The organism is Rheinheimera muenzenbergensis (assembly GCF_036984005.1).
GTDB classification, from domain to species: Bacteria; Pseudomonadota; Gammaproteobacteria; order Enterobacterales; family Alteromonadaceae; genus Alishewanella; species Alishewanella muenzenbergensis.
Genome location: NZ_JALAAR010000004.1, coordinates 170,047 through 190,866 on the forward strand (window position 1 = coordinate 170,047; position 20,820 = coordinate 190,866).

The 20,820-nt window shown below is 48.9% G+C and carries 17 protein-coding genes; 9 read left to right on the plus strand and 8 right to left on the minus strand.

The window, feature by feature from the left end:
• Positions 1 to 20: 20 nt before the first annotated feature.
• From aroK to MN202_RS06425, 6 genes are all read right to left on the minus strand, one after another.
• Positions 21 to 539, minus strand: coding sequence for a shikimate kinase AroK (gene aroK, locus MN202_RS06400; protein WP_335735266.1), 519 nt, complete (start codon positions 537 to 539; stop codon positions 21 to 23).
• Positions 540 to 698: 159 nt separating this feature from the next.
• Positions 699 to 2,765: a type IV pilus secretin PilQ gene (locus tag MN202_RS06405; protein ID WP_335735267.1), complete on the minus strand. Its 2,067-nt coding sequence runs from the start codon at positions 2,763 to 2,765 to the stop codon at positions 699 to 701.
• An 18-nt stretch (positions 2,766 to 2,783) separates the two neighbouring features.
• Positions 2,784 to 3,320, minus strand: a complete 537-nt coding sequence (locus tag MN202_RS06410; protein WP_335735268.1) for a pilus assembly protein PilP — start codon at positions 3,318 to 3,320, stop codon at positions 2,784 to 2,786.
• A complete protein-coding gene (locus MN202_RS06415) occupies positions 3,317 to 3,916 on the minus strand; it encodes a type IV pilus inner membrane component PilO (RefSeq protein ID WP_335735269.1) in 600 nt (199 codons plus the stop codon). The genes MN202_RS06410 and MN202_RS06415 overlap by 4 nt, the downstream gene beginning before the upstream one ends.
• The gene (locus tag MN202_RS06420) at positions 3,913 to 4,509 is read right to left on the minus strand and encodes a PilN domain-containing protein (protein WP_335735270.1); all 597 of its coding nucleotides are present in this window, start codon (positions 4,507 to 4,509) and stop codon (positions 3,913 to 3,915) included. Before MN202_RS06420 ends, MN202_RS06415 begins: the two co-directional genes overlap by 4 nt.
• Positions 4,497 to 5,576: a pilus assembly protein PilM gene (locus tag MN202_RS06425; protein WP_335735271.1), complete on the minus strand. Its 1,080-nt coding sequence runs from the start codon at positions 5,574 to 5,576 to the stop codon at positions 4,497 to 4,499. Before MN202_RS06425 ends, MN202_RS06420 begins: the two co-directional genes overlap by 13 nt.
• Before the next feature lie 151 nt (positions 5,577 to 5,727).
• Here MN202_RS06425 and MN202_RS06430 point away from each other — a divergent pair, with 151 nt between their 5' ends.
• Positions 5,728 to 8,355, plus strand: coding sequence for a penicillin-binding protein 1A (locus MN202_RS06430; protein ID WP_335735272.1), 2,628 nt, complete (start codon positions 5,728 to 5,730; stop codon positions 8,353 to 8,355).
• Between the two features lie 152 nt (positions 8,356 to 8,507).
• Entirely contained in the window at positions 8,508 to 9,845 is a 1,338-nt protein-coding gene (locus MN202_RS06435; protein WP_335735273.1) for an IS4 family transposase, read from the plus strand.
• Between the two features lie 293 nt (positions 9,846 to 10,138).
• Here the strand turns inward: MN202_RS06435 and MN202_RS06440 are convergent, their stop codons facing one another.
• Positions 10,139 to 10,732 carry a GNAT family N-acetyltransferase gene (locus MN202_RS06440; protein ID WP_335735274.1) on the minus strand — a complete coding sequence of 198 codons (594 nt, stop codon included), beginning with the start codon at positions 10,730 to 10,732 and terminating at the stop codon, positions 10,139 to 10,141.
• Between the two features lies 1 nt (position 10,733).
• Positions 10,734 to 11,654: a 2-hydroxyacid dehydrogenase gene (locus tag MN202_RS06445; RefSeq protein WP_335735275.1), complete on the minus strand. Its 921-nt coding sequence runs from the start codon at positions 11,652 to 11,654 to the stop codon at positions 10,734 to 10,736.
• 88 nt (positions 11,655 to 11,742) lie between these two features.
• Between MN202_RS06445 and MN202_RS06450 the strand changes: the two genes are divergently transcribed.
• The 7 genes from MN202_RS06450 (at position 11,743) to MN202_RS06480 (ending at position 20,736) form a co-directional block, all read left to right on the plus strand.
• A complete protein-coding gene (locus MN202_RS06450) occupies positions 11,743 to 12,528 on the plus strand; it encodes a UDP-2,3-diacylglucosamine diphosphatase (protein ID WP_335735276.1) in 786 nt (261 codons plus the stop codon).
• A gap of 92 nt (positions 12,529 to 12,620) precedes the next feature.
• Positions 12,621 to 14,333 (plus strand): bifunctional ornithine lipid synthase OlsF, encoded by a 1,713-nt coding sequence (gene olsF / locus MN202_RS06455; RefSeq protein ID WP_335735277.1) that lies wholly within the window; start codon positions 12,621 to 12,623, stop codon positions 14,331 to 14,333.
• Between the two features lie 159 nt (positions 14,334 to 14,492).
• On the plus strand, positions 14,493 to 15,890 hold the full coding sequence (locus MN202_RS06460; RefSeq protein ID WP_335735278.1) for a DUF3300 domain-containing protein: 1,398 nt from the start codon (positions 14,493 to 14,495) through the stop codon (positions 15,888 to 15,890).
• 132 nt (positions 15,891 to 16,022) lie between these two features.
• The gene (locus tag MN202_RS06465) at positions 16,023 to 16,721 is read left to right on the plus strand and encodes an OmpW/AlkL family protein (RefSeq protein ID WP_335735279.1); all 699 of its coding nucleotides are present in this window, start codon (positions 16,023 to 16,025) and stop codon (positions 16,719 to 16,721) included.
• A 95-nt stretch (positions 16,722 to 16,816) separates the two neighbouring features.
• A complete protein-coding gene (locus MN202_RS06470) occupies positions 16,817 to 18,673 on the plus strand; it encodes a GNAT family N-acetyltransferase (protein WP_335735280.1) in 1,857 nt (618 codons plus the stop codon).
• Positions 18,673 to 19,590: a histone deacetylase family protein gene (locus MN202_RS06475; protein WP_335735281.1), complete on the plus strand. Its 918-nt coding sequence runs from the start codon at positions 18,673 to 18,675 to the stop codon at positions 19,588 to 19,590. Before MN202_RS06470 ends, MN202_RS06475 begins: the two co-directional genes overlap by 1 nt.
• Positions 19,591 to 19,641: 51 nt before the next feature.
• On the plus strand, positions 19,642 to 20,736 hold the full coding sequence (locus tag MN202_RS06480; RefSeq protein ID WP_335735282.1) for a GGDEF domain-containing protein: 1,095 nt from the start codon (positions 19,642 to 19,644) through the stop codon (positions 20,734 to 20,736).
• The last annotated feature ends 84 nt before the right edge of the window (positions 20,737 to 20,820 follow it).

Genomic DNA, 20,820 nt, shown 5'->3' on the forward strand with positions numbered 1-20,820 from the left:
GCTCCTTGTCAGAATTTAAATCAGAAACCTAATTGTTCAATAATTTGGCTGGCTACCGCTCTGGCACTTTGTTCATCGGTGCGTACGGTAAAGTCTGCGATTTCAGCATACAAAGGGTTACGCTCAGCGGCCAAACGCTCCAGAACCTCTTTCGGTGCCTCTTCAGTTTGTAGCAGCGGCCGGCGCTTATCTCGTTGAGTACGGGCTACTTGTTTTTCAATTGGCGTTTCCAGATACACCACTATACCGCGGGCCGATAAGCGATTGCGTGTCTCTTTGCTTATTACAGAACCACCACCAGTGGCAAGCACTATACCTTGCAGCTCGGTTAAGTCCTGAATAACATTCTCTTCACGAACACGAAAACCTTCTTCGCCCTCCAGATCGAATACCCAGGCGATATCCGCACCAGTGCGTCGCTCGATTTCCTGATCTGAATCGTAGAACTCCAGATGAAGCATGTCTGCTAAATGACGGCCAATTGTGCTTTTGCCAGCACCCATTGGGCCGACGAGGAAGATATTACGTTTTTCTGCCATAAGTCGTATTATTAATCAGCTAACTCGATGAAAATTACATTCAGGACCACAAGGCTCCCACGAAAATTTGAAGCGCTGAATTATGTCAGGAATCGTCAGCTGCTGGCAAGTGAATTCTGAGTTGGCTCTGCTGTTACGCTACAGCAGAGCCAATATCAGTTATAAGCCGTCAGTGATTATTTTTGGCGTAACGAAAATAAGCAGTTCATTTTTTTCGTTAACTTCGCGGGTCGACCTAAACAAAGCGCCAACATAAGGAATGTCGCCAAAGAACGGTATTTTGTTTACCGTTGACAATATTTGCTGCTGATAGATACCACCCAACACTATTGTCTCACCATTATCTACCAGAACCTGGGTCTGAATTTGTTGCGTATCTATCGCCGTTGCCGGGCCAGTTGGCGTTTGCACTGTTTCACCCCGGGTATTTTGCGTGATCACTAAATCCATAATGATCTTATTATCCGGTGTAATTTGCGGCGTAACCGTCAGGCTAAGCACCGCTTTTTTGAATTCTACTGTTGTCGCACCACTGGAAGCTGCCTGAACATATGGGATCTCGACACCCTGTTCAATACGGGCTTCTTTTTGGTTGGCCGTAGTAATACGTGGGCTGGCAATAATTTCACCTTTATTCTCTTGCTCTAAAGCAGATAGCTCTAAATCCAGTAAGGTCCCATCCGCCAGGCGGGCAATGTGAAAGGCAATGCTACCAGCAGCATTACTGGCTGGGAAATTCACGTTCCAACGATCATCCAGCGACGGAATAGAACCATTAGCTATGCTGTTGGCGCCACCGGCAGAACCAGAGGTACCCTGATTAGAGCTGCCGCTACTTTGCTGATCAGTGAAACCCCAACGAATACCCAGCTCATCGGCGACGCTGTCACGCACCGTAACCATACGCGACTCAATCAGTACCTGGCGCACTGGCACATCAAGTCGTTCAATCAGTTTACGCACGTTCTCAATGTTGACCGCGGTATCTTTAATCAGAATAGTGTTGGTACGTTCATCGACGTTAACTGAACCACGGATGGACAGCATACGGGCATCAAAGTTACCCAGTAAGCGTGCTATATCTGCCGCTTTCGCATAGTTAATCGTCAGGAAATCAGAATACAATGGCTCTAAATCGGCAACCGTTTGCTTAGCTTCTAATTCGCGCGCTTCGCGTGCAGCCAATTCATCAGTTGGTGCAACCATTAAAATGTTGCCTTCCATCCGCTTATCAAGACCTTTAACTCGCAGCACTATGTCCAGCGCCTGATCCCAAGGGGTGCCATCAAGCCGCAGTGTAATGTTACCTCTGACTGAATCGCTGGTTACCAGGTTAAAACCATTATAGTCTGCGATAATCTGCAGTACCGTTCTAACCGGGATATCCTGGAAGTTTAGCGATATAGCCCGACCTTTGTACTCTTTGCCGCCACCAAGAATGCTGCGATTTGTGGTGTCACGCTCAATGTTCAGAGTGAAGATATTATCAATTTGCTGATAGGTATAGGTAAACTCCGCTGTGGTATCAATGACCAACCGTGCTGAAGAACCTTCTTTAAAGGTTTCGATGCCTTTGACAATAGTGCCAAAATCTACCACATCCAATTGATACAGCAATTCGTCAAGAATATCGGTGTTATGAAACTCCACTTCCAACTTACCGAGACGTTCAGAAACATCAACAGCAGCGGTGTTATCCCGCAGGAATACCAACACCCGGCCTTCACCTTTATCGCCGCGGCGAAAATCAAGTGCATTGACCCGGTTAATATAAGTGGGTTTTACGTCAGCTGCCTGGCCAACGTCATCAGATGTCGGGTTATCAGATATGTGGATATAAAACACATTGCCACGAACCTTGGTACGGTAGATTTTCAGATAATCCAGGTAGATAACGGTTTTAAAGCCATCGTCAACAAACTCTGATGTTACCCGCTTAACGCCGGCTTTATTAATCAGCACTTCGTTGAGTTTTTCTTCGTAATCAGATTCGTTAAAGAATAATTCTATCCGGGCCGGTTCATTGAATACCTGTATGCTGGGATCAGCATAGAGTTCTTCATCAAACACAAACTCGATTTCGGTTTCACCGGTTAGCAAAGGGTTATACCGCACATCATACAGTAGCGGTACTGCAGCTGCCGGCAGTGAAAATAGTGTAAAGGTTGCTAAACACAGTAAAGTGCGCTGGATTTTGCCAGACATTGTTTTGATAATTTTATCCATGATTTACTCGCATACCTGTCAATTTCTTGCAGTAGACGACGTTCCCGTCATCTGCAACATGGTCGTCCGTTCTTTCCAGCAACCGGCGCCATCCGGAATCAGCTCCAGCAATTCAATGTGTGTTGGTTCCACACTAATTACCCTGCCATGGAACAAGCCGACATAATTATTTAACGTAACTTTGTGTAAGGTTCGGTCTGACGCTTCAATAAGCGCCCAGATCTTACTAATTTCACCCAAAGTGCCACGCATTTTTAAGTTATCCAGTGCATATTTTTCCAGTGGTTCTTTTCTGCGCCTGGGATCTGGATGTAAACAATCCTGAGTCTGTAAAAACCTGTCCTGTATGGCTTCTGGCCGTGGTGCTGAAAAGGGGCTCCTGGCATCCTGTGCACTATACGGGATATGCGTAAACTCTTGAATCTCAGGCAAAGGTTCAACCCTGGCACGTGTATTAGATTTTACTTCAGCAATGTGATTCTGCACATCACTAATATCATCAAAGCATCCGCTTAACAGTAAAGCGGCGACAACTAGGGACAACCGTCTCATCATGGCTGCACCTCTTTATATCTGTATGTTTTGGCAACAACGTTAAAACGCAGACGCTCGTCTTTCTCAGTTTGAATAGCAAAGTCATGCAAACTGACTATCCGCGGCAATTTTGCCACTTCGCTGACAAAGTTACCAAATTGATGGTAATCACCTATCACTTCAATTTTTATCGGCAGCTCGGTATAAAACTCTTTCTCTATTTCCGGCTCCCAATTGATGCGAATAAACGTCAGACCACTGGTGGTACCCACATAGGTAATGTCATCTAACAAGCCTGGTGTTTCGTGAGTTGTCGGCAACTGCTTTAATAAAAATGAAAATGTCTGCTCCATTTCAACCATTTGTTGTTTATACAGATCAAGGTTTACAGCAGATGCATACCGGGTTCTGTATAACTGGCGCAACTCAATTTCTTTCTTTTGTGCGACCTCAAGTTCGTCAATTTTGCTGTCTACCAACATAAAATAACTTAAGGCTGAAACGGCAACGGCCAATATCACAGCAAAGATCACTTTGGCGGCAACGGGCCATGAGCCCATATTCTCCAAGTCCAGATCATTGACATCGATCTCAGATAAATTGAAGTTCAGATTCATTGCGCTCTCCCACCGGCAGGTGTCGCAGGGCTATCATTACCCTGAACCGCTTCGTACCCTTTAACAGTAAGATGCATTTTAAAATTACTCAGTAAACTGACTGAATCTTTACCTGCTTCAATAAACTCCAGATAGGGGCCAGACAACAACTCTGACTCTTCGGCTTCCCTCAGCATGTTCGACAGGCGGTTGTTAGACTCGCTTTTGCCAATCAGTAGCAGCGAGGTGCCTTTCTTTTCCAATTGATTCAGATAAACACCAGCAGGCACTATGCGCGCAATCTCGTCCATAATCTGGGTTCCCAGATTACGGCTACCCTGCAACTGAGATATCAGCGACATCCGTTGTTGCAGGCTTTTCTTCAGCTCGTTTAGTGTCCGGATTTCAGCAATACGTTGATCCAATACCTTAATTTCGTTTTCAAGGTAACTGTTGCGTTGCATTTGTCCGTCTATTCTGGCGCTGTACAACATGTTGACCATAAAGATCAGAAAAAAACTGATCACAGCGGTTGCTGTCAGTATGGTCAGATATTGCTTTTGCCGTTCTTTTCGTGCCGCGTCACGCCACGGCAACAGGTTTATATATGCCATGGCGTGAAGCTCCTCAATGCAAGCCCGCTGGCAACCATCAGCTGTGGTGCATAACGGCTAAGTTGTTCACGATCAACTGACGTGGCCACTTCCATCGACTTGAACGGATCGGCTACAACGGTATGGATACCAAGTTCATCAATCAATAACTTGTCAATGCCTTCGATTAACGCTGTACCACCGGAAATAACCAGATAATCTACAGCGTCTTTGCCGCTGCTGGTCAGATACATCTGAATACCACGGCGAACTTGTTGCAACAACATCGTCTGAAATGGCGCTAACACCTCAAAGGTATAGTTAGGCGGCAAATCGCCACTGACTTTAGCCAGTTCAGCTTCTTCATAGTTTTTGTTGTAATACGACAAAATACTACGGGTGTATTGGTCACCACCAAACGCCTGGTCACGGGTATAAAGAGTCTTACCGTTTTCGACAATACTGAGCAGCGTCATAGTGGCGCCGATATCAACCATGGCAACCACTTTTTTATCGGCATCATCTGGCAGTTGCTTCAGACACAACTGCGCAGCCCGGCTTAAAGCGTGGCTTTCAATATCCACCACTTTTGCCGTAAAGCTACCGTTTTCAAGCGCCGCAACCCGGGCTTCGATACTCTCGGTACGGGCGGCACTAAGTAAGACGTTTACTTTAGAAGGATCCGCTTCATTCACGTCTTGTTTTTCAAAATCAAGACTGACTTCATTCAACGGGTAAGGGATCAGGGTGTCGGCTTCAACTTCTATTTGACTTTCAAGTTCAGCATCAGTTAAGGACACATCCATAAAAATGACTTTGCTGATCACGGTGGATCCGGATACCGCCGAAGCAGCAAACTTAACAGCACGCGGGATCTTTTTCCGAATTTTTGCCAGCACATTGCCGACAGCTTCAATGTCTTGGATCTCGCGATCAGACATTGCACCTTTAACCATGGGCTCAACGGCGAAAGCTTCAACTTTGCAAATGCCATGATGCTGACTAAGCAGCACAGCCTTTACAGAGTGTGCTCCGACGTCAATTCCCACCATTATCGGTGTTTGTTTACTAAACAGGCGATTTATCATAGCTTCCTGCGACCGGTTTTATAGTTATGATTATTGTCTCATTGTTAGCTTAGTCGCTAATTTTTGGCAAGAAAAAGCGTTCACTCTAAAGCTAATAAATATATACTAGCAGCGTTGTAAAGGAATTGGGAGTATAAATTGGGGTTATTCAGTGTCTTGGGTTAAAAAACTTTTAATTCTCAGTCTGATCTCGATCCTGCTCGGTCTATTAACGATCTGCGGGATCTATTTTTACATTAAAGACGATCTTCCTGATGTCAGTACCTTGCTGGACGTTCGTTTGCAAACGCCTATGCAGGTGTACACTGCTGATGCCGAGCTGATTTCCCAATTTGGTGAAAAGCGCCGGATCCCATTAAAATTGACAGAAATGCCGCCTTTATTAGTACAGGCGTTTTTAGCCGTTGAAGATACTCGATTTTATGAACACCCCGGCATAGATATTATCGGTATTTTTCGTGCAGCAACTGTCGTCGCCACCTCGGGTGATTTCAGCCAGGGGGCCAGTACGATAACCCAGCAATTAGCGCGTAACTTCTTCCTTAGCAGGGAGAAGAAAATAATGCGAAAAATCAAAGAAATATTTTTAGCTTTCCATATAGAGCAATTGCTAAGCAAAGACCAAATCCTCGAACTGTACCTGAACAAGATTGAACTGGGCCAACGCTCCTTTGGTGTTGGCGCAGCAGCACAGGTATATTTTGGCAAAACCGTACATGAACTCACTGTTGACGAAATTGCCATTATCGCTGGCCTGCCAAAAGCACCGTCAGCACTTAATCCTGTGCGTTCTGCCAGCAATGCCCGGGCACGGCGCAATATCGTGCTGGGCAGAATGCTGGATACCGGCGTCATTGATAAAGAAAGTTATGCTCAGGCTATAGCCGCACCGGTTACCAGCAAATTACACGGTGCACAAATTACCGCTTCGGCGCCTTATATCGCCGAAATGGTGCGCCAGGAAATGGTTGGCCGTTTTGGCGAGGAAGTCGCCTATTCCGAAGGCCTGCAGGTATACACCACAGTACATAGCTCGCAGCAGGCAGCTGCCAAAGCAGCCTTACAGCAAAATCTGTACAATTATGACGAACGTCACGGCTACCGCGGCCCGCTAAGCAGACTGTGGCAAGCCACGTTAGCGGAAACTGACGACTCCGGCGTCCAATTTGTAGAGCAAGAACCTTTGCAGCGCGACGCTATCGTCAATTACCTTAGCAACCATAGCGGGTTGGAAGATTTGCACCATGCTGTCGTGACTTCGGTCAGTGAGCAAACTGCAACGGCAATATTGGCAGATGGTTCAGATATTACATTAGAGTGGGATGGGCTGAAGTGGGCCCGCAGCTTTATCAGCGATGACCGCCAGGGCGCCGCGCCTAAATCCGCTGCCAGCATAGTCGCGCCAGGCATGCATATTACGGTGAGGCTGCACAATGACAGCTGGCGTTTATCGCAGGTACCACTGGCCAGCAGTGCCATAGTTGCACTAGACCCTCACAATGGCGCTGTGCGCGCTTTAGTGGGCGGCTATAGTTTCAACCAGAGTCAGTTTAACCGGGTTACGCAGGCAAAACGCCAGGTCGGCTCTAACATCAAGCCCTTTATTTATTCTGCTGCGCTCGAGCACGGCTATACCCTGGCGTCGATTATGAATGACGCACCTATTCATCAATGGGACAACAACGCAGGTATTGCCTGGCGGCCAAAAAACTCACCGGCTGTTTATGACGGGCCTATACGAATACGCGAAGCCTTGGCCAAGTCCAAGAACGTAGTGTCAGTAAGGCTGCTACGCGGTGTAGGCATTGATAACGCTATCAGACATTTACAGCGTTTTGGCTTTAGTGCTTCTGACTTGCCGCGTAATGAAACCCTGTCTTTAGGCTCAGCTTCGTTAACGCCACTTGAACTGGTTAGCGGCTATGCCGTTTTTGCCAATGGCGGTTATCTGGTGAACCCCTTTGTGGTAGATAGAGTGCTGTCTGCAGATGGCGAGGTGATTTATCAGCATAATGCTGCGATAGCCTGTAACACCTGCCATAAAACTGAACCAGAACAAGCCGCTGAAGTTCTGCCAGAAGATGCCGAAGCCCAACTGGGCCAGTTATTTAACGAATTGCAAGCTGCAGATACACCTGAGCAGCCAACTAAGGATGAACTGGATCTGGCTGATCAAGTACTGGCACCACAAGTGATCTCTGAGCATAACGCCTTTTTAATTGCCGATGCGCTGACCAGCGGTGTCTGGGGCGGTGGTAGCTGGAAACACGGAACCGGTTGGAACGGCACGGCCTGGCGTCTACAAAGTTTAAAACGGCGTGATCTGTCGGCAAAAACCGGCACCACTAACGACTTTAAGGATACCTGGCTATCGGGTTTTACACCTAATCTGGCGGTTACAGTATGGGTAGGCTTTGATGATGCAAATCGTAGCCTGGGAGTGGCCAATTGGCATGCTAATATGGGCCAGCAACAGAGCGCCGGTGCAGAGTCAGGCGCCCGGACAGCCCTACCGGCCTGGCTGGACTTTATGCGCACCGCCCTCAATGGCGTGGCCGAAACGCCATTAACGGTGCCGGTTGGCTTATCATCAGTACGCATTGATCTACAAAGCGGCTTACTTAGCCGTCGTAATGATTACCAAACCAGCTTTGAGTATTTTAAACCCGGTACTGAACCTACCCAATATGCTACAGCAGACATTCAGCAAATTAGTTTTGATACATTGCAGCAGAAACAACCAGATAGCGAAACCAAAGAGGACATAGAATTGTTCTGATCTGCAGAACTGTTCGGCTGCAAGCTGGTAATAAACAAAACCCCCGCTAGTAACAACGCAATGCTGATCAGTTAAGAAATATTTTAGTGATCAGTTGACCGATCTTCCCAGGGTGACAAAATCCGGTGGTCTTAGAGCCACCGGATTTTTTTATGTCTGTTCAACATGCGCTAACTGATTTTCTGGAGAATGCCCAAAGCGATGTGTCACAGCTAGCGACTTTCTCAGAGCATATTCCAGATGAATGGGTGCAAAGCGCAGCCGCATTATCTTCGCAGGCGACAATCCGTCGTCGGCGCTTACCCAATGACATGGTGCTATGGCTGGTAGTAGGCATGGCCTTCTTTCGTAACGAGCCGATTGCTGAAGTAGCAAGACGACTAAATATTTGTGCTGACGGTTTAGCAGATGAAGCGTTGCTGGCTAAAAGCGCCTTGACCCAAGCCCGCCAACGTTTGGGTAAAGAGGCGCTTAAATGGCTGTTCAGGCAATGCGCTCAGAGATGGGGCGCTGAACGTTACCCTGATGACAACTGGCAGGGGCTTCAGGTGTTTGCGATAGACGGCGCTTTGTTCAGAACACAAGAAAATACCGAACTGCGCGAACACTTTGGATCAGGTAATACCGTAGGGCCAAGGCAAACCCCTTACCCTGTTTTACGGCTGGTTACACTAATGAATGTGCGTTCGCACATCATTATGGACGCAGATATTAGTCCTTACCGCAAAGGCGAAATCCCGTTGGCACAACCTTTTATTGATTCCCTGCCGAATAACTCCGTTACTTTGTTGGATAAAGGCTTTTATGGGGCCAACTTGTTAATGAACATTACCCTCGGTGGGAGCAACCGGCATTGGCTACTTCCGGCCAAGAAAGGCGTCGTTTACCGGGTAGTTGATGCGCGAGATAGTAACGATAAATACATCGAAATGACGGTCTCGCCGCAGGCGAGAAAGAAAAACCCGGATTTACCTGCAACTTGGCAAGTGCGAGCAGTGACTTATGAAGTCGCAAACAAAGAGAAAACGGTGTTTACATCTTTGCCCAAAGAGCAATACAGCGCAGAGGATGTTGCGGCGCTATACCATGAACGTTGGGAAATCGAACTGGGCTACAGGGATATAAAGAGTTCAATGCAACATAATGCGATGACACTGCGCAGCAAAACAGTAGAGCTGGTGTATCAGGAGTTATGGGGATTACTATTAGGTTATAACTTGGTGAGGCGGGAAGCGAGTCAGGCAGCTATTGCACATGGCCGTGCACCAAATGAAATCAGTTTTAAATATGCCTGCCAGTACATTGCCAGCCAATTGCGCGTAATGAGTAAAGCCCTGTCACCAGGCAACACACCGAAGAGGTTGCAGGCGTTACGTGGAGATTTATCAGTGCTCTTTATAGAAAAACGCCCTAGGCCATCACGACCCAGGGCGGTTAAGATATCAAAGACCCGCTATCCAGTTAATCACAAAGCGTCACCGCTTAAGTGAACAGCATTGCGCTAGTAACAACGGGGGTTTTTGTTGGTCAGTTCCATTGACGCTCATCGACTCCTGCTATCCGCATAACATACAGATAGCTTCGGCTTTGGTTAAAAATGCCGATAACGCCATTAAACACACCACAACGGCGATTGCGGTAAAGCCAAAACCACGACTGGACGCTTTACTCATAACTAACCTCAATAACGCATTTTATTATTTTAATTAGCAGCTTGGTTTACGTTTCCCCAAACCGTCACTGAGTGTAGTTAAGTTGTAACAAAGTTACAATAACTGTTTATTTAAACAGCACTTTTAGCCTGGTACGCCAAAGCAGAATAAACAAATTCCGGCGTTAATAAACGTGGGTCATTCAGCCCGGGTAAAGCTTCGGTACTGTGCTGAATATCCGTTATAACAAAGCCGGCTTGCTGATAATTTTTCAGTGCCGCCGGATGGTCGGCAGAGCAAGTATGCAGCCAGATTTTAGCGGCCTGCCAATTTGCCGCTTGCTGTACCGCCGCATCAGCCAACCTCTGACCTAACCCCTGTCCGGTAAACTGGGTTAATAAACCGAAAAACTTAATTTCTACGCTCAAATCCGCATGTTTCACTAGTTCAACATAACCGGCCGGCGTGCCTTTTACCCACAGCAACCAGGTGCGTACATTTGGCGATGTCAGGTAATCCAGCCACTGCTGATAATCCCAGCTTAGCCGGCTAAACCAGCGCCAGCGCCCACCAACGGCCCGAAACATAAACTGATTAAGCTCCGGACAGGCAACCTCAGCCTCAACCAGCTGAACGCCGGCAGGCCAGCAAATTTGCTGTTTTACCTGCCCGGTAAACTGCAAAAACCAGGTTGTCACTGCGGTTTGGCTCAGTTCTGCACTCATATTAATAGCCCTTAATTACATCAACCAGATTAAGCAACCTGGCGCCACGCTGGCTGCGCCGGTAATTGTCGGCAATTTGCTCAACCACAGTACTGACATTGGTTACTGCAGACACATGCGGCGTAATTAAAATTGCCGGATGTCGCCAGAATGGATGTTCAGCTGGCAGTGGTTCCTGCCGGAATACATCCAGACAAGCGGCTTGCAGCTGGCCACTATCGAGCGCAGCGAGCAAAGCAGCGTCATCTACTATGGCGCCACGGGCCACGTTAACGAAAATAGCGCCGTGCTTCAGTTGCTGAAAAAAAGCACTGTCGAGCAGCGATTCAGTTGCCATTGTCAAAGGTAACAAACAAATCACGACATCGGCCGGCGCTACCGCAGCCGCTAAGCCGTCCACACCGTGATAACAGCTGACAGCGTCAAGCTGCTTTGCGGTCCTGGCCCAGCCACTGACCTGATAACCCTGCGCCGCAAAATGGCTGGCGGCAGCTGCACCCAATTCCCCTAACCCCAGCAGACAAATATGCGTTAAGCGACGGGGGCTTTTAGGCCGCCATAGCAGCTGCTGCTGTTGCTGCGCAAAAAGGTCAAGACGCAAACGGTAATGGCTTATCACGCCATCTAAATAGCGCACCATGGTTTGCGTAAGTGTCGGGTCAACAATCCGCGCTATTGGCAGCGCCGGTAAGGTTGGATCTGCAATAATTGCATCTACACCAGCGCCAAAGCACTGAATAGCCTTTAAATTTGGCAAAGACGTCAGGCTGCCCGGTGGCTGTTTCCACACTACGGCAAATTCAACGTCATCAGGCTGAACAATATCCGGCCAGATCTCAATTGGCGTATCCGGCAACGCTTGCTGCAAACGTTGTTGTAAGTCTTCAAGTTTTCGATCGGGAATAATCAGGACAAGGCTCATAAGTCACCAAAGCTTCAATAAATCGTCACACCACTGACATAGCCAGCCAGCAAGCTGATGGCGGCTAAAGATAACATGGTACTTACTGATGCTAAACTGCCGCACTATCTTTTTATCTGACGTACATTTGGGTTGTAAAGATTGCCAGGCTGATTACCTGTTAGACTTTTTACAACAAAGCCAGGCCGATACCATTTACATGCTGGGTGACATAGTCGATTTATGGGCCATGCGCAAACAAGTGCACTGGAAAAGCGGCCAGAACAAAATCATCCGCTGCTTGCTGGATAAAGCCGAACAAGGCACCGCTATTGTCTATATTCCAGGTAACCATGATGAAGCACTGCGGCTATACGCCGGTAAAAGCTTCGGTAATATCCGCATAGCACTGCGCGCCAGCCATACCACCGCACAGGGCAAAAAATTACTACTGTTACACGGTGACGAGTTCGACAAAGAAGTGAACTTTGGCCGTTTACATGCCTGGCTGGGCGATAATTTGTATGACTTGCTGCTGTTTTTAAACCGCTGGTATAACCGTTTACGTCGTCTTGGCGGTGGTGGTTACTTTAGCCTGGCCGCCTACATAAAAAGTAAGGTACCCGGTGCACAAAAGGCCATTGCCCGTTATCGTGACGCAGCAATAGCCAAAGCCAAACGGGCTGGTTTTGACGGTGTCGTATGCGGCCATATACATCATCCGGAAATTCGCCTGCAGCAAGGCATTATTTATTGCAATGATGGCGACTGGATAGATAGCTGCACCGCCTTAATTGAACAACATGATGGCAGCCTGGCGCTATACCATTGCACTGAACAGGCTGAAAAAATTGCCGCCTTGCCGCTGGCAGAGAGCGGAAAAAAAGCCGCCTGAAATTTCAGCAAACTGCCATAAAACCGACACCTGAATGTCATACAAGCGCTTTAGCCTGAGCCCAGCCTAATGCTGTGTTACCGGAGCGAAATATGATCAGTATTGACCAGGTGTTGTCCCAAAACCTTCCAGGCTTAACCAATAAGCCCTGGCTGTATAAGCCGGTAAAAGGCGCGCTGCGCCGGCTGTTACATGAGCAGGACTTCATTGACTTTGCCGCCCGCTACCCTCACCTGCAGGGGCTGGAATTTGTTGAACAGGTACTGGATTATTTTAACTTCCGCTATTCAGTGCGCGACAACGAAATTGAGCGCATTCCGGCAACCGGCCGGGTAGTGATTATCGCCAACCACCCTATTGGCTCATTGGATGGTCTGGCGCTGTTAAAACTGGTCAGTGATATCCGGCCGGATGTAAAAGTCGTCGCTAACCAGCTATTAATGGCACTTAAGCCGTTACACAACCTGCTGTTACCGGTAAATAACATGAGCGGCGGCACCGAGCGGCGCGCACTGGATAACATCCAACAGCTTTTAGCCGCAGAAGGCGCGCTGATCATGTTTCCGTCCGGCGAAGTGTCACGGCTAAGGCCCGAGGGCATTCGCGATGGTAAATGGCACAGCGGTTTTTTACGTTTTGCCAGTAATGCCAAAGCGCCGATACTGCCTATTTTCATTGATGGCCGCAATTCCGCCCTGTTTTATGGCGCCTCTATGCTTTACAAACCACTGGCGACGATGCTGCTGGTGCAGGAGATGTTTAATCAACAACGCAAAAAATTGGAAATGCGTATTGGCGAACAAATTCCTTACGACGCTTTTGCCAACCTGGCACTGGAAACCCAGGCCAAAGTTAAGTTGTTTAAAAAACATCTGTACCGGCTGGCGAAAGACAAACCGGCACTGTTTCTTACCCAAAGCGCTATTGCCCACCCGGAAGATCGGGTGACACTGAAAAAAGCGGTAGAAAACTGTGAATTACTCGGCCAAACCGGTGACGGTAAACAAATTTACCTGTACCGGCACCAGCAAAGCTCGCCGATACTGCGCGAAATTGGCCGCTTACGTGAATTTGCCTTTCGCGCTGTAGGAGAAGGCAGCGGTTTGCGCCGCGATATCGACCGCTTTGACAGCCACTATGAGCAACTGCTTTTATGGGACAAAGACGATCTGGAAATCGTCGGCGCTTATCGCTTCGCTAATACGCAAAAGGTGCTGGCAGAACATGGCGAAAACGGCTTGTATACCGCATCGCTGTTCCAGTTTGATCACAGCATGAATACCTATTTAGACGCCGGGCTGGAACTGGGCCGCAGTTTCGTGCAACCGCGTTACTGGGGCAAGCGCAGCCTGGAATACCTTTGGTACGGCATAGGTGCCTATTTGCGCCGCAACCCGGATATTCGTTACCTGTTTGGCGGCGTCAGTTTATCCGGCAGCTATCCGCAGGCCGCACGTGATCTGATGGTGTACTTTTACAGCCTGTATTTTAGTGACACCCAGATAAGCGCAGTGTCAAAACAGCCATATCAACTGCCGCAGGCTATTTTAACTGAGCTGCAATCACATTTTACTGGCAAGGACTATCTGGCCGACTTTACCCAGTTGAAGCACCTGTTAGCCAATATGGGGCTTAGCGTGCCTACTTTGTATAAGCAGTACAGTGAGTTATGCGAACCCGGCGGCGTCAGGTTTCTGGCCTTTGGCACAGATCCGGATTTTGCTAACTGCGTTGACGGCCTGGTATTGGTTGATATGCACAAACTTAAAGCCAATAAAAAGGCGCGTTATCTCGGTACCGAATAACCCCGTTGTATCAGAAAAATGGCAGCTTTAGCTGCCATTTTTGCTATGTAAAGGTTCAGTAAAGTTCAGTTTCAATTCAGCCGCAGCCACCTATAAGCTATACACTGTTTAAAAAACCGTCAGCCCATTCAGGCAACGGCGGTAAGCGAGGGTAGCAAGATGAAACATCTGATGCTGAAACTAACTCAGGTACTGGCCATTTGCACACTATTGCTCAGTCAATCAGTGCAGGCCAGCAACAATATAACGCAAGCCGAACTCGACCAAATGCTGGCACCAGTGGCGTTATATCCTGACACCGTACTAACCCATGTATTGATTGCTGCCACCTATCCGCTGGAAGTGGTGCAGGCATCGCGCTGGCTTGAAGACAATCCGGGCATTAGCGGCGAAGACGCATTGCAAGCGGTTGAAAGTAAAAGCTGGGATCCCAGCGTCAAAGCTCTGGTGGCCTTTCCACAGCTGCTGCAGCGTTTAAGCCAAGATCTGGACTGGACGCAACAACTGGGTGAAGCCTTTTTAGCCGATGAAACAGCCGTGTTGGCCAGCATTCAGCAATTGCGCGAAAAAGCCTATAGCAATGGCAACCTGCGCGACAATGAACAGGTTGTGGTGCAACGCGAACGTGAAGTGATAGTAATAGAACCGGCCCGCCAGGAAGTTGTTTATGTACCGGTATATGACACCCGAGTGGTGTATGGCGACTGGTGGTGGCCGGCACATCCACCGGTATACTGGCACACTGCCGGCGTGCATTTTCGGCATAACCCGTTCCACTGGGGTATCAGTGTCAGAGTGCGGCCCTGGTTTTACTTTGGTATTTTCGACTGGCAACACCGCCATGTCGTGGTACACCATCATTATTACCATAAGCCACCACGTTATTATCCAAAGCGGCATAAACATTATGCCGACGCCCGGCGCTGGCAACATAACACTGAGCACCGCCGTGGCGTGCACTACCGTCAGGAACGCTTGAACCGGCACTACAACTCAGGCTATGGTTATCAGCAATCCAGTCGTGAGCTAAAAGCCGACCCGGCACGACGCAGCCGTGAGGTGCGCAATGACAGCGTAACAGTGCGGGAAAACAAAGCACAGTATCAACGCAAAACAGCAGAACAAGTCAGGATCCGTGAACTACGGCAGCAAACCGATGACACTTTGCCACGACAACACCGGCCGGTGATGTCCGAGCAACGTATGCGTACAACGGAGCAGAGCCAACAATCACAGCGCCTGCAACCAGAGCAAAGTACGCGCCGGTACGAACGGCAACAGCACGACAAGCCGGTAACGCAGCGCCATGTCAGCACCGAGCAGTTACGGGAGCGTAATGTACAACAGCCGGCACCGGCTCAGCGTCAGGCACCGGTAGTAAGACGTGAGGCAGCGCCAGCTTCCAGAGAGCAGGTGACAAAAATTCAGCGTCAAGCCGCCGAACCAGTAAGGGCCACACCACAACCCCGCCCGGCTGCAACGGCCCGTGAATATCGCGCGCCGCAACGCGACGTTACCGTGCAACGGCAAGGGCACAGTGCCAGACAGATCGACTAACTAGCACTTTATTGATATAAAACAAACTTCGGGGTTGCTGTAATCGCAGCCCCGGCTTTTTATTGATCCAGGCCAATATGGCCGGTATGCCAAAGTGGACAATTGCCGCAGACCTTAACTGCGGAGATTTTTATGAAAACCAGCCTATCTGTACTTACTCTGGCCTCGTTACTACTTGCAGCACCGGCCAGCGCCGATTTTGCGGTTAACATTGGCGCTATTACCGTTGCACCGGATGACAGCAGCTCAAACCTGAATGTGATTGAACAGGTTGCCGGTTTACCCGCTGGCTCAACGGCGCTTGGCGTAAATAACAATACTCAGCTAGGCCTGACATTTGATTACACCTTGACACCTAATTGGTCAGTACAGTTAATTGCGGCCACGCCGTTTAGCCATGAAATCAAAGTTAACGGCTCGGCCATAGATGGCTTAAAAGTGGGTAAAACCAAACATTTGCCACCAACATTGCTGGCGCAGTATCACTTTATGCCAGAGCAACAGACCTTTGATCCCTTTGTTGGCGTAGGCCTGAACTACACGGTATTTTTTGATGAGCAGGTGGACGGCCAGCTGGAAGGCGCATTGGATGCGTTAAATGTAACCGGTGCTACGGATGCAGTAAGCCTGAAACTAAAAAGCTCTTTTGGCCTGGCGCTGCAGGCTGGCGTTAATGTTAAATTAACCGATAGCTTAGGCCTGCATCTGATGCTGAGCAAAATGGATATCGACACCTCTGGCCGGGTCCGGGTAAACGGCAACACGGTGCAGAGCGTTGCTGTTAACATCGATCCTTATGTCGCCATGCTTGGCTTACGCTGGACTTTGTAACAGCCAACCTCAATATTGATTAAGACTAAAGGCGACTGCATAGCGGTCGCCTTTTTGTTTTACACTATGCAGACCAAGGCACAGTCAGGTCAGCTATGAGCAAAAACAGCAACAAGTTAAACTGGCAGCAGTTACTTAAATCCGGTGATCGCATTTTTATTGGCTCACATGCGGCCACCCCTACTTTGTTGATTGATGATCTGATTAATAACGCCAAACAGTTACATGATATCGAAATCGTCCAGGTTTATTCCTTATCAGATAACAAATGGGCCGAGCCGCAGCACCAGCAGCTGTTTAAAATTAATGCCCTATTTATTGGTGGCGACCAGGTGCGCCGCGCGGTAGCGGAAGGCCGCGCCGACTATACGCCCTGCTTTATGTCGGATATTCCGTCGTTGTTCAGCGACGGCATTTTGCCATTGGACGCCGCGCTGATTATGGTCAGTCCGGCTGACGAACATGGCTATCATTCACTGGGCGTGTCTGTCGATATTGTTTCTGCCGCAGCCAAAGCGGCAAAGAAAGTTATCGCCCAGGTAAACCCATCAATGCCCATCACTTACGGTCAGGCTTTTATACATAAAGATCAGATCAGTGCTTATTTTTATGCCGAACAGCCGCTGGCACAAATGCCGGTGGTAAAGCTGGATACGGTAACTGAACGGGTTGGCCAATATGTGTCGTTACTGGTCGAAGATGGTGCCACTCTTCAGATTGGCGTGGGTAAGATGTGTGATGCCGTGTTGCGTTATCTGGGCAATCATAAAGATTTAGGCATTCACAGCGAAATGATCACCGACTCCATGATGGAGCTGATTAAAAAAGGCGTGGTAACCAACCGCAAAAAAACCTTTCACCCGGGTAAAACTGTGGCCAGTTTCTGTGTTGGCAGCAAAGCCTTGTATGACTTTGTACATTGTAATCCGCATATGGGCTTTTACCCCAGCGAGTATGTTAACTCGCCGGCAAACATTGCCCGCAACGATAATATGGTATCGATTAACAGTGCCATTGAAGTCGACTTAACCGGCCAGATCGTATCAGATTCAATCGGCCATATGTTTTACAGCGGCATTGGCGGACAGGTCGACTTTAGCCGTGGCGCCTCGATGAGTAATGGCGGCAAGCCGATTATCGCCATGCCCAGCACGGCGAAAAACGGCACTGTCTCGCGCATAGTGGCGCATTTAAGCCAGGGCGCCGGCGTCGTAACGTCGCGCGGCCATGTGCACTATGTAGTAACGGAATTTGGCGTCGCGTCTTTGCGTGGCAAAAGTATCCGCGAGCGCGCACTCGAGCTTATCCGGGTGGCGCATCCTAAGTTTCGCCAGCAGTTGCTGGAGCAAATCCGCCAGCATTTCTGGGTGCCGCATTATCAGTTGCATACGCCAACAGAAGTGCCTGAGCTTGGCAGTGTCGGCTTTAAAGAGTTGCATATCGACGGTGAAGAGTTTGACCTGCGGCCGCTTAACCCATCAGATGAACGCAGGTTGCAGGAGTTTTTTTACTCGCACACCAAAGAAACACTGCAATTGCGCTACAGTGCCGTTCCCACCCAAATGAGCAGGGAAAAGTCCTGCACTTTAGTCGGTGTTGATCAATCTAAAGATCTGGCACTGTGCATAGTGAAGCAAAAAGGCTCTGCAGTACAAATTCAGGCGGTAGGCCGTTACTATCTGTTACATGATGGCAGCGGCTGTGAAGTCGCTTTTGTCACCAGAGAAAAGTATCAGGGTAAAGGTATGGCAAAGCGCCTGCTGCAAGAGCTGATCGCTATAGCAGAGCTGCGCGGTTTAACCCGCATGGTTGCCTTTGTCCGGGCTGAAAACAAAGCGATGCTGGCCGTGTTTCAAAAAGCGGGCTTTAGCCGCTTACCGGGCGATGACCCAACAGAGGTGTACTTACAACTGCGTCTGCCTCGCGCCGCACACAATGGAGAAAGCAGTTAATGGCCATCACCTTATTTAGTCACCCCAACTGCTATCGTCATCTGGCCGGTGACGACCATCCGGAACAACCGGCGCGTTTAAGCGCGATTAATGATCAGCTGATCCGCTCAGGCATGGAGTTTGTTGTCCAGCAGCGCGACGCCACGCCCGCCAGCAAACAACACCTTTATCAGGCGCACAGTAATTTATATGTCGATGAAATTTATGCCAAAGCACCGGCTAATGGCTATATCTGGCTTGATCCCGACACCCAGATGATGCAGCACAGCCTGGACGCTGCCGTGCATGCCGCCGGCGCGGGAATTAATGCGGTAGATTTAGTCCTTCAGCAGACAAATCAGCAGGCATTTTGCAGCGTGCGCCCGCCTGGCCACCATGCCACCCGCGATCAGGCTATGGGGTTTTGTATCTTTAACAATATCGCTATTGCCGCTTTGCATGCACTGGAACAGCATGGCCTTGAGCGCGTGGCTATTATCGATTTTGACGTACACCATGGCAACGGCACCGAAGATATTTTCGCCGGTGACGAGCGGGTGCTGTTTTGCTCTTCTTTTCAGTTTCCGCTATACCCCAATAGCGGTGACATACCAATGGCGGCGAATATTGAAAACCTGCCGTTACCTGCTTTATGTCAGCCAGCGATCTGGCGCGAACAGATCCTGACACATTGGCTACCCCGAATTCATGCCTTTAAGCCACAGCTGATACTGGTATCGGCCGGCTTTGACGGCCACCGTGAAGACGATATGGCGCAGTTTTTACTGACAGAAGATGATTATCAGTGGATAGCCGGGCAGCTGAAGCAACTGGCCGACCAGCATTGTGCCGGCCGGCTTGTTGCCACGCTGGAAGGTGGCTATGCCCTGAGTGCCTTAGGCCGCAGTGTAGTGGCGTTTTTAAAAGGCCTGATGTAACAAAGCGTTAAACTGCTATGCTTAGGGCTATTGTCATAATTGTTCATCTATATGCCGCTGATAAAACCCATTTTTCCGGCGTCCAGCTACCTGGATCCGGCCAGTGAAGCCGAGTTTCGCCATCATCTGGTGCAAAAAACCCGCACCAGCACTAAACGCTTAGCCTTGATATGTATTGGCCTGATGTTGGTATTCTGTGCCACCGATATATTGCTGGGCGACAGCTGGCACAGTCTTAATAATCTGGCCCGCTATGCAGCCGCTGTTATTATCTGGCTGTATTTAATGTACTCAGTGCGACTAAATGCCAATAACTGGTTGCAGGGCTGGCTGGCGGTAAGTGCGGTGGTAATAGTACTGCTTGCCGTAACCTTTTATGCCAGCGGGCAATACTTTGGCAAACTGGGTGAAGGCGGCCCGATGCTGGTTGCCTTTGCCATCGCTGCTATGCCTATTTTTCATTTACAGCAAAAGCTGCTGCTGTGGCTGTTGTTACTTAGCAACCTGCTGTTTATTAAATACTGCAGCAGCACTGATACCGGTTGGGGCATTTTTTACCTGCTGATTAGCATAATCTTATGTCTGAGCTGGCAGCGCCAGTTTGATAAGCTACTACGCAACCAGTTTAAAGCTGTGCGGTTAGAACAACAAAAAGCCGAAACCGATCAGCTAACGGGTCTATTAAACCGGCGCAGTTTTGAACAGCGTTTAATGCAAAAACTAACAGAGCTCAGCAGCGGGCAACAGCTGTCACTGGGCTTGCTGGATATTGATTATTTTAAACGCTATAACGACCACTACGGCCATTTAGACGGTGATCTGGTATTGGTGCAAATAGCCCGCTTGCTGTCTGCCAATCCGGCATTAACCGTAGTACGTTTTGGTGGTGAAGAATTTATTCTGATCGAGCAACATGCCGCTACAGAAGCTGCTGCACTACTGCAGCTACCAACGCAACTGGCCAGTTTGGCCATACCACACGCAGCATCGCCGTTTGGCGTCGTAACGGCCTCTATTGGTGTAGTAACGCTGACAGATCCGACGCACGTAAGCGGTTCTGGTGAACTGATGCAACAAGCTGACATATTGTTGTATCAAGCCAAACAGCAAGGGCGTAATCAGGCGCAGCAACGGCTGCTGGCTTAACCTTCCTGGGCTTAACCGGACATTTTCACTGGCTTTCAAGCAATAAAAAACCTGCCGTAGCAGGTTTTTTACGTAGCGGTTAAC